The following is a 22917-nucleotide window of genomic DNA, read 5'->3' as shown; positions in this document are numbered from 1 at the left end:
CGGCGCCCGTACGGGTCAGGGCTTGCGGGCCACCCCCGCGTACACCGGCACGATGCCCTCCGCCTGGGCCGCCACGTCCTCCGGGTCCGGCCGCCAGCCGGTGACCGGGATGACGCCGGGGCCCAGCAGCTCCAGACCGTCGAAGAAGCGCGCGAACCCGGTCAGGGAACGCGGGTGGAAGGGCGTGCCGCTGCGGCCGAACAGCTCCGCTGCCTTCCCCACCGCCTCGGGGTTCAGGTCGGGCGTGACCTGCGACAGGACCAGGTAGCTGCCCGGGGCGAGCACGTCGGTGTACCGCTTCAGCAGGCCGTGCACGTCGTCGCCGTCGGCCGCGTCGCCGAGGTAGTGCGTCAGGGCCACCAGCGACAGCGCGACCGGTCGACCGAAGTCCAGGGACTCGCCCGCGAGCCGCAGGATCAGGTCCGGGTCCCGGACGTCCGCGTGGACGTAGTCGGTGGAGCCCTCCGCCGACCCGTGCAGCAGCGCCTCGGCGTGCCTGAGGACGATCGGGTCGTTGTCGGCGTAGACGACCCGCGCCTCGGGAGCCACCGCCTGGGCCACCTGGTGCAGGTTCGGCTCGGTGGGGATGCCGGTGCCGATGTCCAGGAACTGGCGGATCCCGGCCTCGGCGAGGGCACGGACCGCCCGGTGCATGAACCGGCGGTTCGCGCGCGCCCCGCGCACCGCCGTGGCGTCCGCCGCGAGGATCCTGCGGGCCAGCTCCTCGTCCACCGGGTAGTTGTCCTTGCCGCCCAGCCACCAGTCGTAGACCCGGGCCGGGTGCGGCCGACCGGTGTCGACGGGGGCGGGAGCGGGCGCGGACTCGCAACCGGTCATGCGGTGTCGTCTCCTCAGGGCTGCGTGGCAGGTCGTAGAAGGTCGTCGCAGGTCGTCGCCGATCAGAACGTCTCGCGGTACTCGCGCAGGATCTTCTCGGTGCGCTGGGTCGAGGCGGCCCGCGCCGTCATGTGGTCCAGGACCTCCAGGTGGGCGGAGACCTCGGCTCGGGAGTCCAGGTAGAGGGCGCCCGTCAGGTACTCGGTGAAGACCATGTCGGGCAGCTCCGGTTCGGCGAACCGGAACAGGGTGAACGGCGCGTACGTCCCGGGGTGCGGCCCGTCCTCGAACTCGGCGACCTGGAGCGTCACCCGGTCCCGGGCGGCGAACTCCAGCAGCTTGTCCAGCTGGTCGCGCATCACCCGGCCGTGGATGCTCACCGGCCGCTTCAGCACCGTCTCGTCCATCACCACCCACAGGTGGGGCGGGCGGGGGCGCTCCAGCAGCCGCTGCCGCTCCATGCGCAGGGACACGTGCCGCTCCACCGCGTCCCCGCCCGCGTTGCCGATCGTCCCGGCCTCCAGGACCGCGCGCGCGTAGTCCTCGGTCTGCAACAGCCCGGGGACGAAGTGCGGCTCGTAGGAACGGACGATCCGCGCGGCCCCCTCCAGGCTCACGTACAGGCTGAACCAGTCCGGCAGCACGTCGTGGTACCGCTGCCACCAGCCCGGCTGGTTCGCCTCCTCGGCGAGCGCGACGAACGCCGCGACCTCCTCGGAGGCGACGCCGTACGCCGTCAGCAGTATCTGGACGTACGGTATTTTCAGCGCGACCTCGGCCATCTCCATGCGCCGCACGGTCGCCGGGGCCACCCGGAGCACCTTGGCGGCCTCCTCGCGCTTGAGGCCCGCCGTCTCCCGCAGTTCCTGAAGCCGTCTGCCGAGGACCACCTGGCCCACGGTGGGTGCGGCCCGCCGCTCGCTCACGCCACGCCTCCCCAACGCGCCCATGTCACACCGCAGTCTGTCATGTTCCACCGCCGGTCTCACAGGGGCGGTCGTGGATCAACGTCATTACCTGCGGGGTAATCGACCTGGCACGGTCGGAACGGGATCGTGGAGTCACCGGGTTCCGGTCCGGCGCACTCCGGACCGGCACCCAGCTCCACGCAGCCCGGTCCCGACCCGACGGAGGGTGACTCGTCATGACCACGAACCAGCCCGCCGCACGCGCCCGCACCGCCGAACCGCAGCTGATGCTCCGCCGCCTCCTCGCCCTCGACGCGGCGGTGACCGGCGCCAACGCGTTCGCCTACCTGGCGTTCTCCGGGCCGCTGGGCCGCTTCCTCGGCGCCGGTTCGGGGCTGCTGCTCGGCCTCGGCGCGTTCTTCGCGGTGTACGCCGGGTGCGTGGCCCTGCTGGCCGCGCGCACCCGGCCGCCGGCCCTCGGGGTGCGGGCCGTCGTGGACGCCAACCTCGCCTGGACGGCGGTGAGCTTCGTCGCCCTCGTCCTGTGGCTGACGCCCACCACGGCGGGCGCGGTGTGGACGGTGCTCCAGGCACTCACCGTCGCCGGGTTCGCGCTGCTTCAGTACGGAGCCCTGAGACAGGATCAGGGCAGCAGCGTGTGAAGGTACTTGACCGTCGCCGGATCGGCCGGGAGCAGCGTCTCGATGGCCAGCTCGGCGACGGTCACGTCCATCGGGGTGTTGAAGGTGGAGATGGACGAGATGAACGACAGCCCGTGCCCCTCGTGCTCGATCTGCATCGGCAGCGCGAAGTACGGCACCGGCTCGGCCGGCTCCTCGCCCGGCGCATCGTCCGGCACCGGATACGCCGCCACCTCCTCGTACAGCGCCCGCAGCGGCTCCGAGCGGTGCAGGGCGATCTGCCGCCCCATCTGCTCCAGCAGGTGCCCGCGCCACTCGCGCAGGTTGCGGATGCGCGGTGCCAGGCCCTCGGGGTGCAGCGTCAGCCGGATCGCGTTCAGCGGCGGGGCGAGCAGGTGCTCCGCGACACCGTCCATGAGCATCGTGATCCCCCGGTTGGCCGCCAGCACCCGGTACGTTCCGTCGACGACCAGCGCCGGATACGGCTCGTAGCCCCGGATCAGCCGCTCCATGCCCTCACGCAGGGCGCCCAGCGCGGGGTCGTCCAACGGGGTCTCCGGGTAGCGCGGGGCGTAACCGGCCGCGAGCAGCAGCGCGTTGCGCTCGCGCACCGGGACGTCCAGGTGCTCGGCGAGGCGCAGCACCATCTCCTCGCTCGGCCGGGAGCGGCCCGTCTCGACGAAGCTGATGTGCCGCGCGGAGGAGTCGGAGCGCAGCGCAAGCTCGAGCTGGCTGACCCGCCGCCGCTCCCGCCAGGCCCGCAGCAGCGGGCCCACGCCCCGGTCGGTGGCGGGGGCGGTACCGGGCGCGAGTGCGGTCATGCCCCGAACGGTAGCCGACGGCGGGCCGCGCCGGAGCGGCCCCGCTGTGGCAGGCTGAAACCGACCCGATCCCCGGGCACCGGGACCCGACCCCGGGCACCACCAGCGAAGGAGCGCCGTACATGCCCGTCGAACCGCTGTCGCCGCAGGAGATCGAGGAGCGGCTGGCCGGGCTGCCCGGCTGGTCCCTCGAGGACGGCCGCCTCACCCGCTCCTACCGGCTCGCCTCCCACTTCGCGGCGGCCGCGATGGTCGTCCACATCGCGCAGGCGCAGGAGGAACTGGACCACCACTCCGACCTGACCCTCGGCTACAACACGGTCGCCCTCGCCGTACACACCCACAGCGCTGGTGGCGCCGTCACCGAGAAGGACGTCGAGCTCGCCCGCAAGGTGGAGGACCTGGCCGCCGGACACGGGGCACACTGACGGTGTGCTCGACTACGACAAGGAAGCGGAGCGGTACGACGAGTCCCGCGGCGGCGAGCCCCGGGCCGCGGCGGCCGCGCACGCCGTACTGAGTCTGGTGCCCCGGCAGGCCCGACGCCTGCTCGACGTGGGGTGCGGCACCGGCATCGTCACCCGGCGGGTCGCGGCCGGACGCGACGGCCTCCGGGTGACCGGTGTCGACCTCGTCCCCGCCATGGCCCGCCGCGCCGCCGCCCGGCTGCCCGGTGCCGTCGCGCTCGCCGACAGCCGCCGGCTCCCCTTCGCGGACGGGGAGTTCGACGCCGTCACCAGCGTCTGGCTGCTGCACCTCGCGGGCGGCGACGGGAACGCGCGGGCGATCGTCGGCGAGTGCGCCCGCGTGCTGCGGCCGGGCGGGGTGTACGTGACCACGGTGGACAAGGGCGCCTCCCACAACGTGGGCAGCGACATCGACGCCGTGCTCGCCGCCCGCCCGCCCAGCACCGCGCACGACGCCGCCCACCTGGTGGCGGCGTACGCCCGCGAGCACGGTCTGGTCCCCGCCGGCGGGGCCCGCTTCACCGGCCACGGCCAGGGCCGCAGCCCCCGCCGGACGGTCGCGGACCTGCGGCGCGGCTGGTTCGTCACGCTGCCGCCGGGCGAACCGCTCGCGGAGGAGTTCGCCACGCGCCTGGCCGCGCTGCCGGACCAGGACCGGCCCCGGGCCGACCCTGTCTTCACCCTCGCGGCGTTCACGAAACCCTAGGGCGAGGGGCGGCAACCCGCCCGCCCCGGGCGGCGACTGAGAGGCGGAATCCGTCCGCCCCTCAGGAGGTTCGTCCCGTGAGGCACCCCCACATCCGCCCCCACGCCCCCCGCACCCACCGCAGACGCCCCCTCGCCGTGGCCGCCGCCCTCGCCGCCGCCGGGCTCCTCGGCGCCGGCCTGACCGCGCTGGCCCCCGACACCGCCCAGGCCGCCACCGCACGCCAGGTCGAGGCCCTCGACCGGGGCGTCGTCAGCGTCCACACCGGCGACGGCAACCTGGTCGGCTGGCGCTGGCTGGGCACCGACCCGGACAACGTCGCGTTCAACGTCTACCGGGCCGGTACGAAGGTCAACTCCAGTCCGGTCACCGGCTCCACCACCTTCTTCCACGCCGGCGCCCCCTCCCACGCCGACTACACCGTCCGCGCGGTCGTGAACGGCACCGAGCAGGGCGACTCCGTCCACGCCATCCAGTTCCGCGCCGGCTACAAGGACGTACCGATCAGCGCGCCCTCCGGCGGCACCACCCCCGACGGCGTCTCCTACACCTACGAGGCCAACGACGCCTCCGTCGGCGACCTCGACGGCGACGGGGCCCTCGACCTCGTCCTCAAGTGGCAGCCGACCAACGCCAAGGACAACTCCCAGTCCGGCTACACCGGCAACACGATCGTCGACGGCATACGCCTCGACGGCACCCGCCTGTGGCGCGTCGACCTGGGCCGCAACATCCGCTCCGGCGCCCACTACACCCAGTTCCAGGTGTACGACTACGACGGCGACGGCGAGGCCGAGGTCGCCATGAAGACCGCCGACGGCACCAGGGACGGAACCGGCGCGGTCATCGGCAACTCCTCGGCCGACTACCGCAATTCCAGCGGCTACGTCCTCTCGGGTCCCGAATACCTCACCATGTTCAACGGCCGGACCGGCAGGGCCATGGGCACCGTCGACTACGTCCCCGCCCGGGGCTCGGTCTCCTCCTGGGGCGACTCCTACGGCAACCGCGTCGACCGATTCCTGGCCGGCACGGCCTACCTGGACGGCGCCCGCCCCTCCGTGATCATGGCGCGCGGCTACTACACGCGCACGGTGATCGCCGCCTGGGACTGGCGGGACGGCCGGTTCACCCGCCGCTGGACCTTCGACACCAACTCCTCCACCAACAGCGGCAGGGGCTACGACGGCCAGGGCAACCACCAGCTCTCGGTCGCGGACGTCGACGGCGACGGCCGGGACGAGATCGTCTACGGCGCGATGGCCGTCGACGACAACGGCTACGCCCTGTGGACCACCAGGAACGGCCACGGCGACGCCATGCACGTCGGCGACCTCGACCCGTCCCGTGCGGGCCTGGAGGAGTTCAAGGTCGACGAGGACGGCTCGAAGCCCTCGTCGTACATGGCGGACGCGCGCACGGGCCAGATCCTGTGGTCGACCGGCGCGAGCGGCGACAACGGGCGCGGGGTCTCCGGCGACATCTGGTCGGGCAGCGCGGGCGCCGAGTCCTGGTCGTCGGCGGAGAGCGGCATCCGCAACCCCAAGGGCACCGTCGTGAACAGCCGCAAGCCCTCCAGCACCAACTTCCTGTCCTGGTGGGACGGCGACACCGTCCGCGAACTCCTGGACGGCACCCGCATCGACAAGTACGGCCCCTCCGGCGACACCCGCCTGCTCACCGGCTCCGGCGTCGCCTCCAACAACGGCACCAAGGCCACCCCGGTCCTGGCCGGCGACATCCTCGGCGACTGGCGCGAGGAGGTCGTCTGGCGCACGTCGAACAACACGGCCCTGCGCATCTACTCCACCCCGTACGACACGGACACCCGCATCACCACCCTCCTCCACGACACCCAGTACCGCACCGCCCTGGCCTGGCAGAACACCGCCTACAACCAGCCCCCGCACCCGAGCTTCTTCATAGGCAACGGCATGCCGACGGCTCCACGCCCGTCGGTCTACACGCCCTGAACTGAGGGGGGCGTGCACTCCGGCCGCCCGGCGTGCACGCCCCGCCCCTTTGCTCAGCCGACCTCGCAACTCCGGTCGCCGAGCGTGAACGAAGCCGGTTTCGCGTTGGCCCCCGACCAGTTGCCCGTGAACCCGAAGCTCACCGAGGCGCCCGGCGCCACACCGGCGTTCCAGGCGACGTTCTTCGCCGTCACCGTCATACCGGCCTGGGTGTGCTCGGCGTTCCACATCTGGGTCACCTTCTGATCGCCGGGGAACGACCAGTCGAGGGACCAGCCGTTCCAGGCCGACGTGCCGGTGTTGGTGAGGCGGACGTCCGCCTGGAAGCCGTCCGACCACTGGTTGGTGACCGTGTACTCCACCTCGCAGGCTCCGGTGGGCGTCGGGTCGGGGCCCGGCCCCGGATCGGTGCCGCCGTCGTCGCCTCCGCCCGTGTCCGAGGTGTCGCCGTAGATCACCCCCCGCCCGTTGGTCGCCACGTACACCCGGCCGTAGACCCGCGGGTCGCCGGTGATGGCCGCGCCGGTCCAGCCCCACTGGTGGGCGTCGTCGTTGACGCGGGTCCAGGTCGATCCTGCGTCGGTGGAGCGGAAGATGCCGCGGACGCCGCCGATCTCCGCGCCGGTGAAGAGGGTCTGGTAGGTGGCGTCCGGCGCCGCCTTGCCGAAGCCGACGGTGTCCGCCGCGTCGACCCCCGGCAGCTTGGTGAAGGCCTTGCCGCCGTCCGTCGAGTGCCACAGTCCGTACGGACCGTCCGCCGCCCCGCCGGCCAGCCAGACGTCGCCCTCCCCGCCCGGCAGCGCCTTGAAGCGGACGCTGTCACCGGCGGGCAGCCCGGTCGCCGCCGAGGCGGTGAAGGTCGCGCCGCCGTCCGTACTGACGTAGAACTTCCCGGACTTGAAGCCGTAGAAGGTCGCCGGGTTCACCCGGTCGGACTCGACGACCGCGCCCGCCGGGATGCCCGACGACGCCTGCCAGGACGTACCGAAACCCGTCGTGTACTGCACGCTCGTGCCCTCCGGGCTCCACACGAAGCGGCTGCCGTCCGCGCCCGCCGCGACCGTGCCGCCGCCGCTGACCCCGGACGGGTCGGTGCCGCCGAACCAGTTGGCGCCGTTGTCCGTGGAGAAGGCGACGTGCGGGCCCGAGTCGAGGTTGCCCGCCCGGACGACGACGTCCGGCTTCTTCTCCGCGAAGTCCAGGCTCGTCGTGGTGGTGAAGTTCGGCGAGGTGTACATCATCGACGGGACCTCGGTGAGGCTCGTGTGCCGGAAGCCGCCGATGTCACCGAGCGCGCTGAGCAGCGGGGCGCCGGACGGGGGCGAGGCCAGGTCGTTGACCGCCGTCTCCTCCAGGCCGCGCACCATCGGTTCGATGGCGAACGTGCCGCCCTCGTCGTCCCAGTTCGTCAGGTTCTCCGTGCCGTAGATCGTGGCGCCCGTGCCGTACATCATCCGGTCCGAGTCGAACGGGTCGATCTCCAGCGCCTCCGTCATCCAGCCCAGCTTCGGCGTCTGCTCGGGCGGCGCCGGGTTCGCGCCCCAGGTGAGCCACGGTGACGACGACACGTCCATCGTGTAGCGGTTCTCGCGGTCCGGGTACGCGGTGTAGCTCCACGCCTGGGACCATGTCGCGCCGCTGTCCGTCGAGCGGAAGATCTGCGTGTCCGGCCACCACGAGCTGTACGCGGTCGCCATCACCGTGCCCGGACGCTGCCGGTCGACGGTCAGGCCGCTGAAGCCGTAGTACGTGTCCGCCTCCGCGGCCGGGCTGACGTCCGTCCAGGTGCCCGTCGCCGTCGCGTACCGGTACAGCCGGCCCTTGCCGCCGTCGTACGGGCCGCCCGTGTCGCTGTAGGCCAGGTAGAGGTAGCCGTTCTCCGCGTCCAGCACGCCCTTGTGGGCCAGGTAGCCCGTGGGCTGGCCGGCGAGCCGCTCCCAGGTCGCGCCCGCGTCCGTCGAGCGGTAGACCGCGTTCTCCTTGTCGGCGACCCCCACGTACACCGTCTTCGTGGCCGTACCCGCACGGCCCGTCGACTCGTCGAAGGTGACCCAGGTGATGCCCTGGTTGTCGGAGGCGTAGCCGGACGTGTCGCCCGGGTCCTGCGCGTAGTTGCCGGGGTTGGGGAAGGCCGTCACCTCGGACCAGGTGACACCCGCGTCGGTGGACCGCCACAGGCCGTGGCCGCTGGGTGCGCCCAGGTACAGCACGTCGTTGTCGTGCGGGTCGACGGCCAGGCGCTCGCCCATGCCGCGGCCCGGCATGTTGCCGCCCAGCTTGAACGGCAGGTCCGTCTTCTGCCAGGTCGCGCCGCGGTCGGCGGAGCGCAGCACCGCGCCGTTCGTCGGGTCCCAGTCGTTGGTGTACGTGCCGACCGCCGCGTAGACCCGGTCGGGATCGACGGAGTCGGAGGCGACGCTGACCACGCCCGTGTGGCCCCAGTCGTCCCAGCCGACGTGGTCCAGGAGCGGTGTCCAGGTGTGCGACGACTCCTGCCAGCGGTACGCGCCGCCGATGTCGGTGCGGGCGTAGGCCAGGTCCTTCTCGGCCCGGTTGAAGACGATGCCGGGGACGAAGCCGCCGCCGTCGATGCGGGCGTTCTTCCAGGTGTAGCTGTCGGCGGAGGCCGGCGCGGGCGGGTTCTCCGCGGCCAGCGCGGTGGGCGGGCTGCCCGCCAGCAGCCCGGCCGCGAGGGCCAGCAGCACGGTCAGGATCCGGGTTCTTCGCACGGTGGGGAACCGTCCTTCCGTCAGGAACAGAACACATGCGAGGACCGGGCGGCCCCAGGCGTGGGCAGGGGCCGCCCGGTCGGTTGGTCCCGTCGTCCGGTGACGAGACCGAGTACACGGAGCCGTCAAGCGCCCCGAGGAAGGAAGCGGTGCTCACCACGCCCCTGCAAGGGGCGCGGGGAACTGCGCGACCAGCCACACACGGCCGGCAGCCGAAAACGAACCGCCCGACCCGCGGAGCGCTTCGCGGGGGCTATTCCAGTAGCTCCGCGTACGAGCCCATGGCGAGGGCTATGTCCGCCTGGGCCCAGAACCGGTGGTACGTGAACGTGGGCGCGGCACCGCCCTGGAGGTAGCTCTCGATCTTCGACCAGGCCGGGTCGTCCTGGTAGAAGGAGCGGATCGAGGCGAAGGTCGACGACGCGTCGATCGTGTCGCCGTTCGGCATGGTGCCGCTCCAGCCGCTCGGGACGTAGATCCCGTCGTCGAACCGGTTGTAGTCGGCGCGGGTCTCCGGGACGGCGATGCCGAGCGCGTCCTGGTTGTTCTCCCACATGCCGTCGAGCAGCGCCTTGGCGGTCGAGGCCGCCGCCGTGTCGCCCGAGCGGTCGGCGTAGTACGTCAGGGTCTTGGCGTACGCCGCCGCCACACCGACGTCGTTGGTGTAGTCCGCGACCGTGACGTGCAGGTCGCCGTTGTCACCGGGGGACGAGGCGTTCCAGGTGTCCGGCTGACCGGACCACTCGAGCGTCGACGGGATCCGGAAGGTGCCGTCCGGGTTGACCGTCGTCTCCGACAGGGCCCAGTCGACCCACTTGTCCAGGACCGCCTTGGCACCGGCGTCACCGCTCTGCTGGTAGTACTCGGCGACCCGCTCCATGGACCACGCCTGGAAGCCGAACCACTGGTTGGACGGCGGGTCGTGGTACACCGGCTTCTCGTCGTAGAACATGCCGTAGAAGGTCGGCGTACCGGCCGGCGGCGTTCCGTACCGGCCCGCCCAGCTGTTGGTCGCGCCGCCCGCGATGGCACCCTCGTCGGACTGGAGCCAGCGGTAGAACTCCACCTGCCGGTCCAGGGACTTGGCCCAGTCGGACTGGCCGGTCGCCGACTTCGGCTTCAGGTCGGGGTCGGTGCTCAGCGCGTACGCGGCCAGCGGGTTCTGGTAGCCGCCGTGGGTGTGGCTGGAGCCGATGCGCCAGGCCCAGCCCGCCGAGGTGTCCACCGCGCCGCCCCAGGCGTAGTACCAGGACAGCAGGTACATCGAGGAGTCCTTGCCGGTGCCCGCCGGGCAGGCCGACGGCCCCACGCAGTCGCCGATCTTCTTGAAGTACTTGTCGAACATGGCGTAGCGCAGGTAGTCGCCCATCTTCGCGGCCTTGTCGAGGGTCGCGGAGATCTCGTCGCTCTTCCCCTGCTCCCCAGCCCAGATGTCCGCCCAGTACGCGGCCTGCACGGCGCGCGCGTCGGCGTCCGGGGCGTTGGTGAACTTCCACTGCTTGGCGTAGGAGGCGTCACCGGTGAACAGGTCCAGGTAGCCGTTCTTTCCGCCGTACTTGAAGGCGTCGCAGGTCGGCTGCGGCACCGTCTCCCACACCGACTCCTGCGCGCCGCGCTGGAAGGTGTTGATGTAGGACGGGCCGGTGTCGGAGGGACCCGCCTCGCAGTTGCCGGGCGAGTTGCCGTAGCCGTAGGTGTTGTCGACGTCCTGGAGCCAGTGCATGCCGTAGACGTCGTCCGTGCCGTACGCCGACTTCAGCTCACCGGCGATCGGGTCCGGCCCCACCGACACGGTGCCGTCCAGCGGCGCCGGGTACTCGTTCGGCGTGTCCAGCTCGGGCGCGTAGGTCGCCGGCTTGGAGGCGTTGTAGAAGGAGTTGGTCGGCTGGTCGGCGTGGGTGGGGATCATGTACGTCTCCATGATCTCCCAGGCGTTGTTGAACTTCGCCCAGTCGCCGGTCACCTTGCCGTACATGGCCTGGAGCCACAGCAGATAGCTGTACGCCTCCGACGTGGTCTCGTGGCCGTGGTCCGGCGCCTCGACGATCAGCGTCTCGACCGAGTGGTACGGGATGCCCTCCGGCGAGAAGTAGCCGTTCGCCGGGTCGGTGATCTTGCCGTACAGCTCCAGGAAGCGGGCGTCGTAGTCCTTCGCCGCCGCCAGCTGGGTCACGGTGACCGCGGCCTTGCCGTGGCCGGGGGCGATCGACTCGAAGACCGCCGAGCCGCTGCCGGAGGCGTCCGCCGAGACGGTCACCTCCTGGGCGGTGTCCCAGTTCGACGGCGTGAAGGTGAGGCTCGCGCCGCCGGTCAGGGTCAGGCCCGTGTTGCCGCTCGCGCGGGCGGTCGTGACGGTCACGTCCGCCGTCGGCTGCTCGGACAGCTTGACCTCGTAGGTGCCCGACTCGCCCTGCTGGACGCCCAGTTGACCCGGCGAGGCGACCACGGTCGGTCCCGCGGCCACCGTGACGCCGACCGGCGTCGAGTCCGCGGAGGCGCCCGTGCTGTCGTAGGCCTTCGCCACCAGGGAATGACTGCCCACGGTCAAGCCAGAGGCGGAGTGCGTGTAGGGCGAACTGGTGTCGGTGCCCAGCAGGGTGGTGTCGTCGTAGAACTCCACCTTGCTGATGGTGGCGCCGTCGGCCGCGGCCGCCGTGGCCGCCAGCGGCACCGCCTCGCCCTGTGAGTACACCGCGCCCGCCTCCGGGCTGGTCAGCACGGTGATCGGCGGCTGGTGCGCACCCGTGCAGGAGGTGCCGTTGACCGCGAAGTCCGCCGGGGCGGCGTTGCTGCCGCTGTACGTGAACTGTCCGCCGGTGGAGACGGCGGCCCCGGCGGCGATCCGCGCGTTGTACGGCGCGTTCTTCACGGTGACGTTCTTGCCGGACTGCGACCAGGTGCCGTTCCAGCCGTTGGACAGCTTCTGGTCGCCGGCGTAGGAGTACGTCAGCGTCCAGCCGTCGATGGCGTCGGAGCCCCGGTTGGTCAGCGTCAACTCGGCGGTGAAACCGGAGCCCCAGTCGTTGGTCCTGTAGTCCACGCTGCACTGAAGTGCGGCCGCCTGGGCGGGAGTCGAACCGGTGCCCAGCATCGTGAGGGGAAGTGCGAGGGCCGCCAGAGCGGCGGTCCACCATCGCCGCGCGGTGCGGCGTCTGGGTCTGTGTCCGGAGTGCATGGTGCTGGTTCCTCCTTGCGGCTCGGGGAGGGGTGGGGGAGGAGCAACAAGCCTTGAACCAGTGGGAGCGCTCCCATAGTGAGGAGAGCACCTTGTGCGGTCAAGATGTGTGGAGAGTCGAAAAGATTCGACGGGTCCGGCCGGCAGAAAGTCGGTAACTCCTCTGTTCTTTGCCGTCACTTGGCGCTACCTTCGCTGCACCAGTGGGAGCGGTTCCATCAGTCGACGCGTCCGTCACGACGTGCCCGAACTGCAAGGAGTCGCTCATGCGCCACCCCCCGTTCCACCCTCCGCGTTCAGGACTTTTAGCCGTCGCCGCAGCCGTGGCCGCTACGTGTCCGACGCCTTGCCGGCCCGCGTGCCGGATCGCTCACCCCGCGGCCGGTTCCGCCGTGCCCGCGGGCCGTTCCTGACCTCTCATCACGACGGCACCCCCATGCCGATCGGCAGCGGGCCGCGCCGAGGGACGCGCGGCCCCGGACGACAGCAGCACCCCCACGAAAGAAGGAACCCGCACTCATGACCCGTACCAGAACCGCGATGCTCGCCGCCCTGACCCTGGTCGCCGGCGCCTCCGGCACGGCACTGGCCGCCCACTCCGCGAGCGCCGGAGCCGCGGCCGCCGCCTGCACCGTCGACTACCAGGTGCAGAACGACTGGGGGAGCGGATTCACCGCTGCCGTGACCGTCACCAACAACGGTGCCGCCACGTCCAGCTGGTCGCTGGGATGGACGTACGCCGGCAGCCAGAAGGTCACCAACAGCTGGAACGCGAAGGTCAGTCAGAGCGGCGCCGCCGTCACCGCGGCCAACGAGTCGTACAACGGAACGCTCTCCACCGGCGGCTCGGCGAGCTTCGGCTTCCAGGGCACCTACAGCGGAAGCAACGCGATCCCGGCCACCTTCACCCTCAACGGGGTGACCTGCAACGTCGACGGCGGGACCGACCCGACGGACCCGCCCACCGATCCGACCGACCCGCCGACCGACCCCACCGGCCCCGGCGACCGGGTGGACAACCCCTATGACGGCGCCCAGGTCTACGTGAACCCCGAGTGGTCCGCCAACGCCGCCGCCGAGCCCGGCGGCGACCGCATCGCCGACGAGCCGACCGGGGTGTGGCTCGACCGGATCGCGGCCATCGAGGGCGCCAACGGCGGCATGGGCCTGCGCGACCACCTGGACGCCGCGCTGGAGCAGAAGGGCTCCGGCGAGATGGTGGTCCAGCTGGTCATCTACAACCTGCCGGGACGCGACTGCTCCGCCCTCGCCTCCAACGGAGAGCTGGGCCCGACCGAGATCGACCGGTACAAGACCGAGTACATCGACCCGATCGCCGAGATCCTCGCCGACTCGAAGTACGCGGGCCTCCGGATCGTCACCACGGTCGAGATCGACTCGCTGCCCAACCTGATCACCAACGTCACCGGGCGGCCGACCGTCACGGAGAACTGCGACGTGATGAAGGCCAACGGCAACTACCAGAAGGGCGTCGGCTACGCCCTGAACAAGCTTGCCGACGCAGGCAACGTCTACAACTACGTCGACGCCGGCCACCACGGCTGGCTCGGCTGGGACAGCAACTTCGACCCCTCCGCCGAGATCTTCAAGACCGCCGCCACCACCGAGGGGGCGACCCTCGACGACGTGCACGGCTTCATCGTCAACACCGCCAACTACAGCGCCCTGAAGGAGGAACACTTCAAGATCACGGACTCGGTGAACGGGACCTCCGTGCGCCAGTCCGACTGGGTCGACTGGAACCAGTACACCGACGAGCTGTCCTACGCCCAGGCCATGCGCGACAAGCTGGTCTCGCTCGGCTTCGACCAGAACCTCGGCATGCTGATCGACACCTCCCGCAACGGCTGGGGCGGCGCCGACCGGCCCACCGGACCGGGCGCGACGACCGACGTGAACACCTACGTGGACGGCGGACGCTACGACCGCCGCATCCACCCCGGCAACTGGTGCAACCAGTCCGGAGCCGGCCTCGGTGAACGCCCGCAGGCCAGTCCCGCCGAGGGGATCGACGCGTACGTGTGGATGAAGCCCCCGGGCGAGTCCGACGGCTCCAGCAAGCTGATCGATAACCCGGACGGCAAGGGCTTCGACCGGATGTGCGACCCCACCTACACGGGCAACCCGCGCAACGGCAACAGCATGTCGGGCGCCCTGCCCGACGCCCCGATCTCCGGGGCTTGGTTCTCCGCGCAGTTCCAGGAGCTCATGAAGAACGCCTACCCGCCCCTGTCGTGAGCGGGTTCCCGCGCGCGCGGCGCGGGTGAACCGCCGGGGTCCGGTCCTTGCGGGCCGGGCCCCGGTGGCCTCCTCATCTTTTGCGGGAGCGGCAACATCGGTTGCGCCCCTCCGGTGAGTCGTCGCACGCTGGCGGCACCGCGAACGGGAGGCTACCGGCATGGCGCACGACCACCACCACGACACACAGGGCCCCGCCCACCAGCAGGGACACGGGCACGGACACGCGCACGACCACGGCGACATCGACTGGGCCGAGATGGCCCCGCACCTCGAGGCGCAGGCCGAGCTGTACACGCCGCTGTACCGGCAGGCCATGACCTGGCTGGCCCGGGAGGTGACCGATCCCGGCCTGGTCGTCGACGTCGGCAGCGGACCCGGCGTCGTCTCCGGCCTGTTCGCCGACACCTTCCCCGGCGCCCGCGTCGTCGCCGCCGACGGCGCCGCCCCACTCCTCGAACGGGCCCGTGCCCGTGCCGAGCGGCTCGGGTTCGGCGACCGCTTCGGCAGCCTCGCAGGGGACCTGCCCGCCGCACTGGCCGAGCTGGACTACCCGGCCGACCTGATGTGGGCCAGTCAGAGCCTGCACCACCTCCCCGACCAGCGCGCCGCCCTCGCCGCCCTCGGCGGTCACCTCGCCCCCGGCGGCACCCTGGCGATCCTGGAGGGCGGACTGCCCGCCCGGTTCCTGCCCCGCGACATCGGCGTCGGACGCCCCGGCCTCCAGGCCAGGATCCGCGCCGTGGAGGAGGACGCGTTCGCCGAGATGCGCGCGGACCTGCCGGATTCCGTGGCCGAGACCGAGGACTGGCCCGCGATGCTGACCGCCGCCGGCCTGAAGCACACCGGCACCCGCAGCTTCCTGCTCGACCTGCCCGCACCCGTCTCCGACGCGGCCCGCGACTACGTCACCACGTCACTGTCCCGGCTGCGCGAGCGCATCGGCGAGCGGCTCGACTCCGACGACCTCGTCACCCTGGACCGGCTGCTCGACCCCGCCGACGAGGCGGGCGTGCACCGCCGCCAGGACCTGTTCGTGCTGGTGGCACACACCGTGTACACGGCGGTGCGGCCGGTCTGACGGCCGGTCCGACACGGGGCCCTTGACTTCGAGAGCGCTCCAAGTGATGGACTCCCCGCTGTCCGTGTGAGACGCAGGAACAGACACAGGGGGACCCATGACCGACAGACCGGTCACGCTCATCACCGGTGGCGGCAGCGGCATCGGAGCCGCTGTCGCCCGGCGGCTGCTGGACGCCGGGCAGCGGGTGGCCGTCACGGGACGCGGGGAGGCGAGGCTGCGGGCGTTCGCCGAGGAACTCGGCGACCCGGAGAACCTGCTGACGATCCGGGGCAGCGCCGCAGAGCACGCCCAGGTGGCCGACGCCGTCGAGGCCACGCTGAAGGAGTTCGGCCGCCTCGACACGGTCGTCGCCAACGCCGGCTTCGCCACCCACGACTCGGTCGCCGAGGGCGACCCGGCGGGCTGGTCCGAGATGGTGCTGACCAACGTGCTCGGCCCGGCCCTGCTGATCAGGGCGTCCATCGACGCGCTCAAGGAGACCCGCGGGCGGATCGTGCTGGTGGGCAGCGTCGCCGGGTTCGTGAACACGCCCGGCAACCTCTACGGCGCCACCAAGTGGGCGGTGACCGGCCTCGCCGAGAACACCCGGCGGGAGGTGACGCAGTGGGGCGTGGGCGTGACGCTGGTCGCGCCCGGACGGGTGGAGACCCCGTTCTGGGAGGCCACCGGGGGCCTGCCGCCCGGCGAGCTGCTCACCGCCGACCAGATCGCCGACTCGGTCGTCTGGGCCATGACCCAGCCCGCCGGGGTCGACGTCAACACCGTGGTCGTACGGCCGCTGGGACAGCCCAACTGAACAGAGGGAAGGGGCCCGGCGGCACGTGCCGCCGGGCCCCTTCCCTCTGCGCGTACCGCTCAGGAGTTGACGTTCGCCGGGTCCGGGCCCAGCCGGCGGTCCTCGTTCAGCGCGCTGATCGCCGCGAGGTCCTCGGTGTCCAGGGCGAAACCGAACACGTCGATGTTCTCCTTGATCCGGGACGGCGTCACGGACTTCGGGATCACCACGTTGCCCAGCTGGAGATGCCAGCGCAGCACGACCTGGGCCGGGGTGCGCCCGTGCTTCTGGGCGATCGCGACGATCGCGGGGATGTCCAGGATGCCCTTGCCGGAGCCGAGCGGGGACCAGGCCTCGGTGGCGATGCCCTGCTCCGCGTGCAGCTCGCGGGCGGCGTGCTGCTGGAGGTGGGGGTGCAGCTCGATCTGGTTGACGGCCGGGATCACCGAGGTCTCGGCGGTCAGCCGCTCCAGGTGCTCCGGCAGGAAGTTGGACACGCCGACGGCGCGGACCCGCCCGTCGGCGAGCAGCTTCTCGAGCGCCTTGTAGGTGTCGACGTACAGGTCCTTGGCCGGCGTGGGCCAGTGGATCAGATAGAGGTCGAGGTACTCCAGGCCGAGCTTCGCCAGCGAGGTGTCGAAGGCGCGGAGCGTGGAGTCGTACCCCTGGTCGCTGTTCCAGAGCTTGGTGGTGACGAAGAGGTCCTCGCGGGCCAGACCGGAGGCGGCGACCGCCCGGCCGGTGCCCTCTTCATTGCCGTAGATCGCCGCTGTGTCGATGCTGCGGTACCCGGCCTCCAGGGCCAGGGCGACGGCGGTCTGCGCCTCGTCGTCCGGCACCTGCCAGACGCCGAAGCCCAGCTGGGGCATCTCGACGCCGTTGTTCAGGATGATCGGGGGGACCTTGCTGCTCACGAGCTCTTGATCCTTCGGTTGTGGTCAGGTGGTACTCATATCGTCAACGATCACGAGCCCCGGCGCATTCCTGACCGTGGAACTCACGCCCGGTACAGTGCCTCGACCTCGGTGCCGTAGGCGTTCTCGATGGCCTTGCGCTTCAGCTTGAGGGAGGGCGTCAGCAGCCCGTGCTCCTCGGTGAACGGCTGGGCGAGGATGCGGAAGGTGCGGATCGACTCGGCCTGGGACACCAGTGTGTTCGCGGCGACCACCGCGCGCCGCACCTCCGTCTCCAGGTCGGCGTCGTGCACCAGGTCGGCCGGGGCCATCTGCGGCTTGTTGCGCATCGTCAGCCAGTGCTCGACCGCCTCCTGGTCGAGGGTGATGAGGGCGGCGACGTAGGGGCGGTCGTTGCCGACGACGACGCACTGGTTGACCAGGGGGTGGTCGCGCACCCGTTCCTCCAGCAGACCGGGGGAGACGCTCTTGCCGCCGGAGGTCACCAGGATCTCCTTCTTGCGGCCGGTGATGGTGAGGTAGCCGTCCTCGTCCAGGGAGCCCAGGTCACCGGTGGCCAGCCAGCCGTCGTGCAGGGTCTCGTCGGTGGCCTTCGGGTTGTTCAGGTAGCCCTCGAAGACGTTGCCGCCGTTCAGCCAGATCTCGCCGTCGTCCGCGATGTGCACGGTGACACCCGGTACCGGCTGCCCGACGGTGCCGTAGCGGGTGCGCTCGGGCGGGTTGGCGGTGGCGGCCGCCGTGGACTCGGTCAGCCCGTAGCCCTCGTAGATCTGCACGCCCGCGCCGGCGAAGAACAGCCCGAGCCGCCGGTCCATCGCCGAGCCGCCCGACATGGCGTTGCGGATCCGCCCGCCCATGGCGGCCCGCACCTTGGAGTAGACGACCTTGTCGAAGAACTGGTGCTGCATGCGCAGGCCCGCCGACGGGCCGGGGCCGTCGCCCCAGGCCTTCGCCTCCACCGCCTCCGCGTACTTCACGGCCACGTCGACGGCCTTCTCGAACGGACCGGCCTTCCCCTCCTTCTCGGCCTTGCGCCGCGCGGCGTTGAACACCTTCTCGAAGATGTACGGCACCGCCAGGATGAAGGTCGGCCGGAAGGCGGCCAGGTCGGGCAGCAGGGCCGCGGCGTTGAGCTGCGGCTGGTGGCCGAAGCGGACCCGGCCGCGGATCGCCGCGACCTCCACCATCCGCCCGAAGACGTGCGCGAGCGGCAGGAACAGCAGGGTCGCCGCCTCGTCGCCCCGCTTGGAGTGGAACACCGGCTCCCAGCGCTCGATGACGGTGTCCGCCTCGTACATGAAGTTGCCGTGGGTCAGGACGCAGCCCTTGGGCCGGCCGGTGGTGCCCGAGGTGTAGATGACGGTGGCGACCGACTCCGGCGTGACCGCCTTGCGGTGCCGGTGCACCACCTCGTCGTCGAGGTGCGCGCCCGCGTCGTACAGCTCCTGCACGGCTCCGGAGTCCAGCTGCCACAGACCGCGCAGGTGCGGCAGCCGGTCGATGACGGTGGCGATCGTCATGGCGTGGTCCTCGTGCTCCACGACCGCCGCCGTCACCTCGGCGTCGTACAGCATCCACATGCACTGCTCGGCCGAGGAGGTCGGGTAGACGGGCACCACCTGGGCGCCGATCGCCCACAGGGCGAAGTCGAACAGGGTCCACTCGTAGCGGGTGCGGGACATGATGGCGACCCGGTCGCCGAAACGGATGCCCTGGGCGAGGAGCCCCTTGGCGAGGGCCAGCACCTCGTCTCGGAAGGCGCCGGCGGTGACGTCCCGCCACTGCCCGGCGTCGTTCTTGCGGCCGAGCGCGATGTGCCGGGGATCCTCCTGCGCATACTCGAAGACGACGTCGGCCAGACCGCCCACGGGTGGGGCCAACGTCACCGGAGGACTGGTGAACTCGCGCAAACCCCGCTCCCCGCTTTTCGGCCGCTTTTCGATGACACCCCCGCACAGCGCGGTGAAAGCTACCCCACCCGGCGCGGGGACGGGAGGGGTGCCAAAATCGAACAGGGCTCATGTTCGCGCTGGTCAGCGGGAGAAAATGCGCTCACATGGGGAAGGGTCGGACAGTTTTCCGACGGTTGAGCAAGTTTCGGTGCCGTAATCTCCACCGAATCTGTACGACCCGCTTACCGCCGGTACGGGGCTGCCGGAGCGGCCTTCTCCTCCTTCAGCGCGGGCGGCGCGGAATCCGTCACACCGGCCTCCCGGGCGCCCCGGCCGGCCCGCACCAGGACGAGCACCAGCACCCCGGCGACCGCCGCGACCGCGCCCGCCGCCACCGCCGCCGCGTTCAGCCCGGAGGCGAACGCGGCCCGCAGCGCGGGCTCGCCGAACACCCCCCGCAGGGCCCCCGCGGCACCGCCCGCGAGACCGTGCGCCGCGTCGTGCGGCAGCGTGTCCGTCATCCGCGAGGTCAGCACCGTGCCGAACACGGCGATGCCGAGCGCGTACCCGAGCTGCCGGAAGGTGTTGACCGCGCCCCCGGCCATACCGGCCCGCTCCGCCGGGACCGCCGCCAGCGCCGCGCCCGCGAGGCCGGGCGAGACCAGACCGGTCCCGACGCCCACCAGGAGCAGCCCCGGCACCAGGTCCGACGCACTGGACCCCGCGTCCAGGAACGCCATGCAGAACTGGCCCGCCGCGATCAGCAGCAGCCCGCCCCCGATGGTCAGCCGCGCCGGCACCCCGTGCAGCAGCCGCCCGCCGGCCGCGGCCACCACGAACGACGCCAGCGACAGCCACACGAAGACCAGGCCGCCCCGCACCGGGCTCATCCCCAGCAGCGTCTGAAGCCATATGGAGGTGTACGCCATCACGCCGAACGCCGCCGCGTTGAAGGCCAGCCCGCCCAGCATCACGCCCGAGAACGCGGGCCGCAGGAACAGCCGCGGGTCGAGCAGCGGATCGGCGACCCGGCGCTCCACGGCGACGAACGCGCCCAGCGCCGCCACCGCGAGCACGAAGGAGGCGAGCGTGCCTCCCTCCGTCCAGCCGTGCGACCCGGCCCGCACCGCCCCGTACGTCAGCGCCCCGGCGAACGCCGCGAAGGTCGCCGTACCCGCCCAGTCCACGCGGCGCCCGGCCGCCCCGCGCGACTCCGGCACCACGCGCAGCGTCAGCCAGACCGCCGCCACGCTCACCGGCAGGTTCACCCAGAAGATCCACCGCCAGCCGGGACCGTCGGTGAGCAGCCCGCCCAGCACCGGGCCGACGGCGGCCGCCGCGCCGCTGACCGCACCCCACACACCGAGCGCCATCGACCGGCGGCGCCCCTGGTAGACCGAGCCGAGCAGCGGCAGCGTGGTGGCGAACATCGCCGCCGCTCCCACGCCCTGGAGCCCGCGCGCGGCGACCAGCATCCCCGGCCCGCTCGCCAGCCCGCACAGCAGCGACGCCACCGCGAACAGCACCACCCCCGCCACGTGCACCCGGCGCCGGCCCAGGACGTCGGCCGCCGCGCCGAGACCCAGCAGCAGCGCGGCCAGCGCCAGCGCGTATCCGTCCATCACCCACTGCAGATCGCTCAGCGACGCGTGCAGCCCCCTGGCCATGTCCGGCAGCGCGACGACCGCGATCGTCACGTCGAGGAGCAGCATGAACGTCCCCAGGCACACCGCCGTGAGCGGCCCCCATGTACGCATGTTCCGTCTTCTTCCTGTGTGCTACGAGTGTCTGTGCCTCCGTACGATGAACCGGCGCCGACAGAACGACCCCGCCACCGGCGTATCGGTGACGGAACCCGATGGGAGAGCCTGCGTTGCGGATGGAATCCGACACCTTCGACGAACTCGACCTGCGCGTCCTGGACGCGCTGGAGGTGAACGGCCGCGCCTCCTTCAGCCGCATCGGTGCCGTACTCGGCGTCTCCGACCAGACCGTCGCCCGCCGCTACCGCAGGCTCCGCGCCGAGGGCGGCCTGCGGGTGGTCGGCGTCCGGGACCCCGCGGCGCTCGGCCAGGACCACTGGACGCTGCGGCTGCGCTGCGTCCCCGACAGCGCCCTGGCCATCGCGGACGCCCTCGCCAAGCGGCCCGACACCAACTGGATCGGGCTGGCCGCGGGCGGCACCGAGGTCGTCTTCGGCACCCGGCCGCGCAGCCCCGGCGACCGGGACGACCTGCTCCTCGGCAAGCTGCCGCGCACCCCGCGCGTCCTGGAGATCCACGCCCACCAGATCCTGCACCGCTTCTACGGCGGCCCCAGCGGCTGGCTCCGCAAGTTCGGCGTGCTCGGCGACGACCAGGTCGCGGCGCTGCGGCCGGAGTCCGGACCGCGCCCGGCCGGTCCGGCCCGCATCGATCCCGAGGACGAGCCGCTGCTCGACGTCCTGGAACGCGACGGGCGCGCCGGGTATCCCGAACTGCAACGCGCCACCGGCCGCTCCGAGTCCGCGGTCAAACGCCGCCTGGCCGCGCTGCTCGCCTCCGGCGCCGTGTACATCGACGTGGAGTACCACTCGGAGATCCTCGGATATCCGACCGCCGCCGTGCTGTGGCTCACCACCAGCCCGGCCGCCCTCCACCGCGTCGGCGAGGCGCTCGCCGCACACGACGAGATCGCTCACGCCGCCGCCACCGCGGGCCCGTCCAACATCGTCGCCACCGCGGTCGTGCGCAACACCGCGGACCTCTACGCCTACCTCAGCGGCCCGCTCGGCCGTCTGGAGGGCGTCCGGCACGTGGAGGCGTCGCCGTTCCTGCGCCGGGTCAAGCAGCTCACCTATCCGAGGCCCGCCCGCTGAGGCCGGTGCAGCCGGTCGCCGCCCGCCAGGACCGCCGCCGCCAGGGCGTCCGCGGCACCCTGCGCGGAGGGGCGGCGCCGGCCGTGCACCAGCACGAAGTCGACGCCGCCCAGCTCGGGCAGTCCGGCCCGGTCCGGCACCCGTACGAGACCGGGCGGGACGAGGCCGCGCGAGTGCGCCATCACGCCCAGGCCCGCCCGGGCGGCCGCGATCAGGCCGTTCAGGCTGCCGCTGGTGCACGCGACGCGCCACTCGCGGCCCTCCCGCTGCAAGGCGTCCAGGGCGAGGGCCCGGGTGATGCCCGGCGGCGGGTAGACGATGAGCGGCACCGGGCGGTCCGGGTCCAGGCGCAGCCGCTGCGCGCCGATCCACACCAGCCGGTCGCTCCAGACGGGTTCGCCCCGAGGGTCCTCGGGCCTCCGCTTGGCGAGCACCAGGTCCAGCTTGCCGGCCGCCAGCTGCTCGTGCAGCGTCCCCGACAGCTCCACCGTCAGCTCCAGGTCCACCTCCGGGTGCTCGTGCCGGAAGCCCTCCAGGATCTCCGGCAGCCGGGTCAGCACGAAGTCCTCGGACGCCCCGAACCGCAGCCGCCCGCGCAGCCGGGTGCCCGTGAAGAACGCCGTCGCCTGCTCGTGCAGCTCCAGGATCCGGCGCGCGAACCCGAGCATCGCCTCCCCGTCCTCCGTCAGTTCCACGGAGTGCGTGTCCCGGCTGAACAGCTGCCGTCCGGTGGCGTCCTCGAGCCGACGTACGTGCTGGCTCACCGTCGACTGGCGCAGCCCGAGCCGCCGGGCGGCCTGCGTGAAGCTCAGCGTCTGGGCCACCGACAGGAACGTGCGCAGGTGGGAGGGGTCGTACATGCCGCCAGTCTAGCGACGG

17 protein-coding genes are annotated in these 22917 nt (G+C 72.0%); 8 read left to right on the top strand and 9 right to left on the bottom strand.

Going from position 1 to position 22917, the window contains the following annotated elements:
* Positions 1–15: 15 nt before the first annotated feature.
* Both OHA99_RS04940 and OHA99_RS04935 read right to left on the bottom strand, forming a co-directional pair.
* Positions 16–837 carry an SAM-dependent methyltransferase gene (locus OHA99_RS04940; protein ID WP_366471332.1) on the bottom strand — a complete coding sequence of 274 codons (822 nt, stop codon included), beginning with the start codon at positions 835–837 and terminating at the stop codon, positions 16–18.
* A gap of 62 nt (positions 838–899) precedes the next feature.
* On the bottom strand, positions 900–1763 hold the full coding sequence (locus tag OHA99_RS04935) for a helix-turn-helix transcriptional regulator (protein WP_153177039.1): 864 nt from the start codon (positions 1761–1763) through the stop codon (positions 900–902).
* Positions 1764–1981: 218 nt separating this feature from the next.
* Here OHA99_RS04935 and OHA99_RS04930 point away from each other — a divergent pair, with 218 nt between their 5' ends.
* Positions 1982–2407 (top strand): hypothetical protein, encoded by a 426-nt coding sequence (locus tag OHA99_RS04930; protein WP_366471333.1) that lies wholly within the window; start codon positions 1982–1984, stop codon positions 2405–2407.
* Here OHA99_RS04930 and OHA99_RS04925 read toward each other — a convergent pair.
* The gene (locus OHA99_RS04925) at positions 2389–3207 is read right to left on the bottom strand and encodes a helix-turn-helix domain-containing protein (protein WP_405694330.1); all 819 of its coding nucleotides are present in this window, start codon (positions 3205–3207) and stop codon (positions 2389–2391) included. The two genes, OHA99_RS04930 and OHA99_RS04925, sit on opposite strands and share 19 nt — an antisense overlap.
* 122 nt (positions 3208–3329) lie before the next feature.
* On the opposite strand from OHA99_RS04925, the gene OHA99_RS04920 reads away from it, so the two are divergent.
* From OHA99_RS04920 to OHA99_RS04910, 3 genes are all read left to right on the top strand, one after another.
* Positions 3330–3635 carry a 4a-hydroxytetrahydrobiopterin dehydratase gene (locus OHA99_RS04920; protein WP_165684047.1) on the top strand — a complete coding sequence of 102 codons (306 nt, stop codon included), beginning with the start codon at positions 3330–3332 and terminating at the stop codon, positions 3633–3635.
* Positions 3636–3639: 4 nt separating this feature from the next.
* A complete protein-coding gene (locus OHA99_RS04915) occupies positions 3640–4380 on the top strand; it encodes a class I SAM-dependent methyltransferase (RefSeq protein ID WP_165684046.1) in 741 nt (246 codons plus the stop codon).
* A gap of 77 nt (positions 4381–4457) precedes the next feature.
* Positions 4458–6353, top strand: a complete 1896-nt coding sequence (locus tag OHA99_RS04910) for a rhamnogalacturonan lyase (RefSeq protein ID WP_405694325.1) — start codon at positions 4458–4460, stop codon at positions 6351–6353.
* Positions 6354–6406: 53 nt separating this feature from the next.
* Here OHA99_RS04910 and OHA99_RS04905 read toward each other — a convergent pair whose 3' ends face one another.
* Both OHA99_RS04905 and OHA99_RS04900 read right to left on the bottom strand, forming a co-directional pair.
* The gene (locus tag OHA99_RS04905; RefSeq protein ID WP_405694322.1) at positions 6407–9082 is read right to left on the bottom strand and encodes a cellulose binding domain-containing protein; all 2676 of its coding nucleotides are present in this window, start codon (positions 9080–9082) and stop codon (positions 6407–6409) included.
* A gap of 253 nt (positions 9083–9335) precedes the next feature.
* Positions 9336–12257 carry a glycoside hydrolase family 48 protein gene (locus OHA99_RS04900; RefSeq protein ID WP_405694319.1) on the bottom strand — a complete coding sequence of 974 codons (2922 nt, stop codon included), beginning with the start codon at positions 12255–12257 and terminating at the stop codon, positions 9336–9338.
* A 519-nt stretch (positions 12258–12776) separates the two neighbouring features.
* Between OHA99_RS04900 and OHA99_RS04895 the strand changes: the two genes are divergently transcribed.
* The 3 genes from OHA99_RS04895 (at position 12777) to OHA99_RS04885 (ending at position 16396) form a co-directional block, all read left to right on the top strand.
* The gene (locus OHA99_RS04895; protein ID WP_381500676.1) at positions 12777–14516 is read left to right on the top strand and encodes a cellulose 1,4-beta-cellobiosidase; all 1740 of its coding nucleotides are present in this window, start codon (positions 12777–12779) and stop codon (positions 14514–14516) included.
* A 160-nt stretch (positions 14517–14676) separates the two neighbouring features.
* Complete coding sequence (locus OHA99_RS04890) at positions 14677–15597, top strand: methyltransferase domain-containing protein (RefSeq protein WP_381500673.1); 921 nt, start codon at positions 14677–14679, stop codon at positions 15595–15597.
* Between the two features lie 97 nt (positions 15598–15694).
* A complete protein-coding gene (locus OHA99_RS04885; RefSeq protein WP_153177015.1) occupies positions 15695–16396 on the top strand; it encodes an SDR family oxidoreductase in 702 nt (233 codons plus the stop codon).
* 59 nt (positions 16397–16455) lie between these two features.
* On the opposite strand, the gene OHA99_RS04880 is transcribed toward OHA99_RS04885, so the two are convergent.
* From OHA99_RS04880 to OHA99_RS04870, 3 genes are all read right to left on the bottom strand, one after another.
* Positions 16456–17289, bottom strand: coding sequence for an aldo/keto reductase (locus tag OHA99_RS04880; protein WP_153177014.1), 834 nt, complete (start codon positions 17287–17289; stop codon positions 16456–16458).
* Between the two features lie 83 nt (positions 17290–17372).
* Positions 17373–19199 (bottom strand): AMP-dependent synthetase/ligase, encoded by a 1827-nt coding sequence (locus OHA99_RS04875; RefSeq protein ID WP_405694313.1) that lies wholly within the window; start codon positions 19197–19199, stop codon positions 17373–17375.
* 224 nt (positions 19200–19423) lie between these two features.
* Positions 19424–20938, bottom strand: a complete 1515-nt coding sequence (locus OHA99_RS04870) for an MFS transporter (RefSeq protein ID WP_153177012.1) — start codon at positions 20936–20938, stop codon at positions 19424–19426.
* Between the two features lie 122 nt (positions 20939–21060).
* On the opposite strand from OHA99_RS04870, the gene OHA99_RS04865 reads away from it, so the two are divergent.
* Positions 21061–22038 (top strand): Lrp/AsnC family transcriptional regulator, encoded by a 978-nt coding sequence (locus tag OHA99_RS04865; protein WP_405698897.1) that lies wholly within the window; start codon positions 21061–21063, stop codon positions 22036–22038.
* Here the strand turns inward: OHA99_RS04865 and OHA99_RS04860 are convergent.
* On the bottom strand, positions 22017–22898 hold the full coding sequence (locus tag OHA99_RS04860) for a LysR substrate-binding domain-containing protein (RefSeq protein ID WP_007388971.1): 882 nt from the start codon (positions 22896–22898) through the stop codon (positions 22017–22019). The two genes, OHA99_RS04865 and OHA99_RS04860, sit on opposite strands and share 22 nt — an antisense overlap.
* Positions 22899–22917: the final 19 nt, after the last annotated feature.

The organism is Streptomyces coelicoflavus, from assembly GCF_045041415.1.
In the GTDB taxonomy this organism is placed as follows: domain Bacteria; phylum Actinomycetota; class Actinomycetes; order Streptomycetales; family Streptomycetaceae; genus Streptomyces; species Streptomyces coelicoflavus.
Note: the sequence above shows the minus strand (reverse complement) of the source record. Positions and strands in the feature narration are given on the sequence as shown.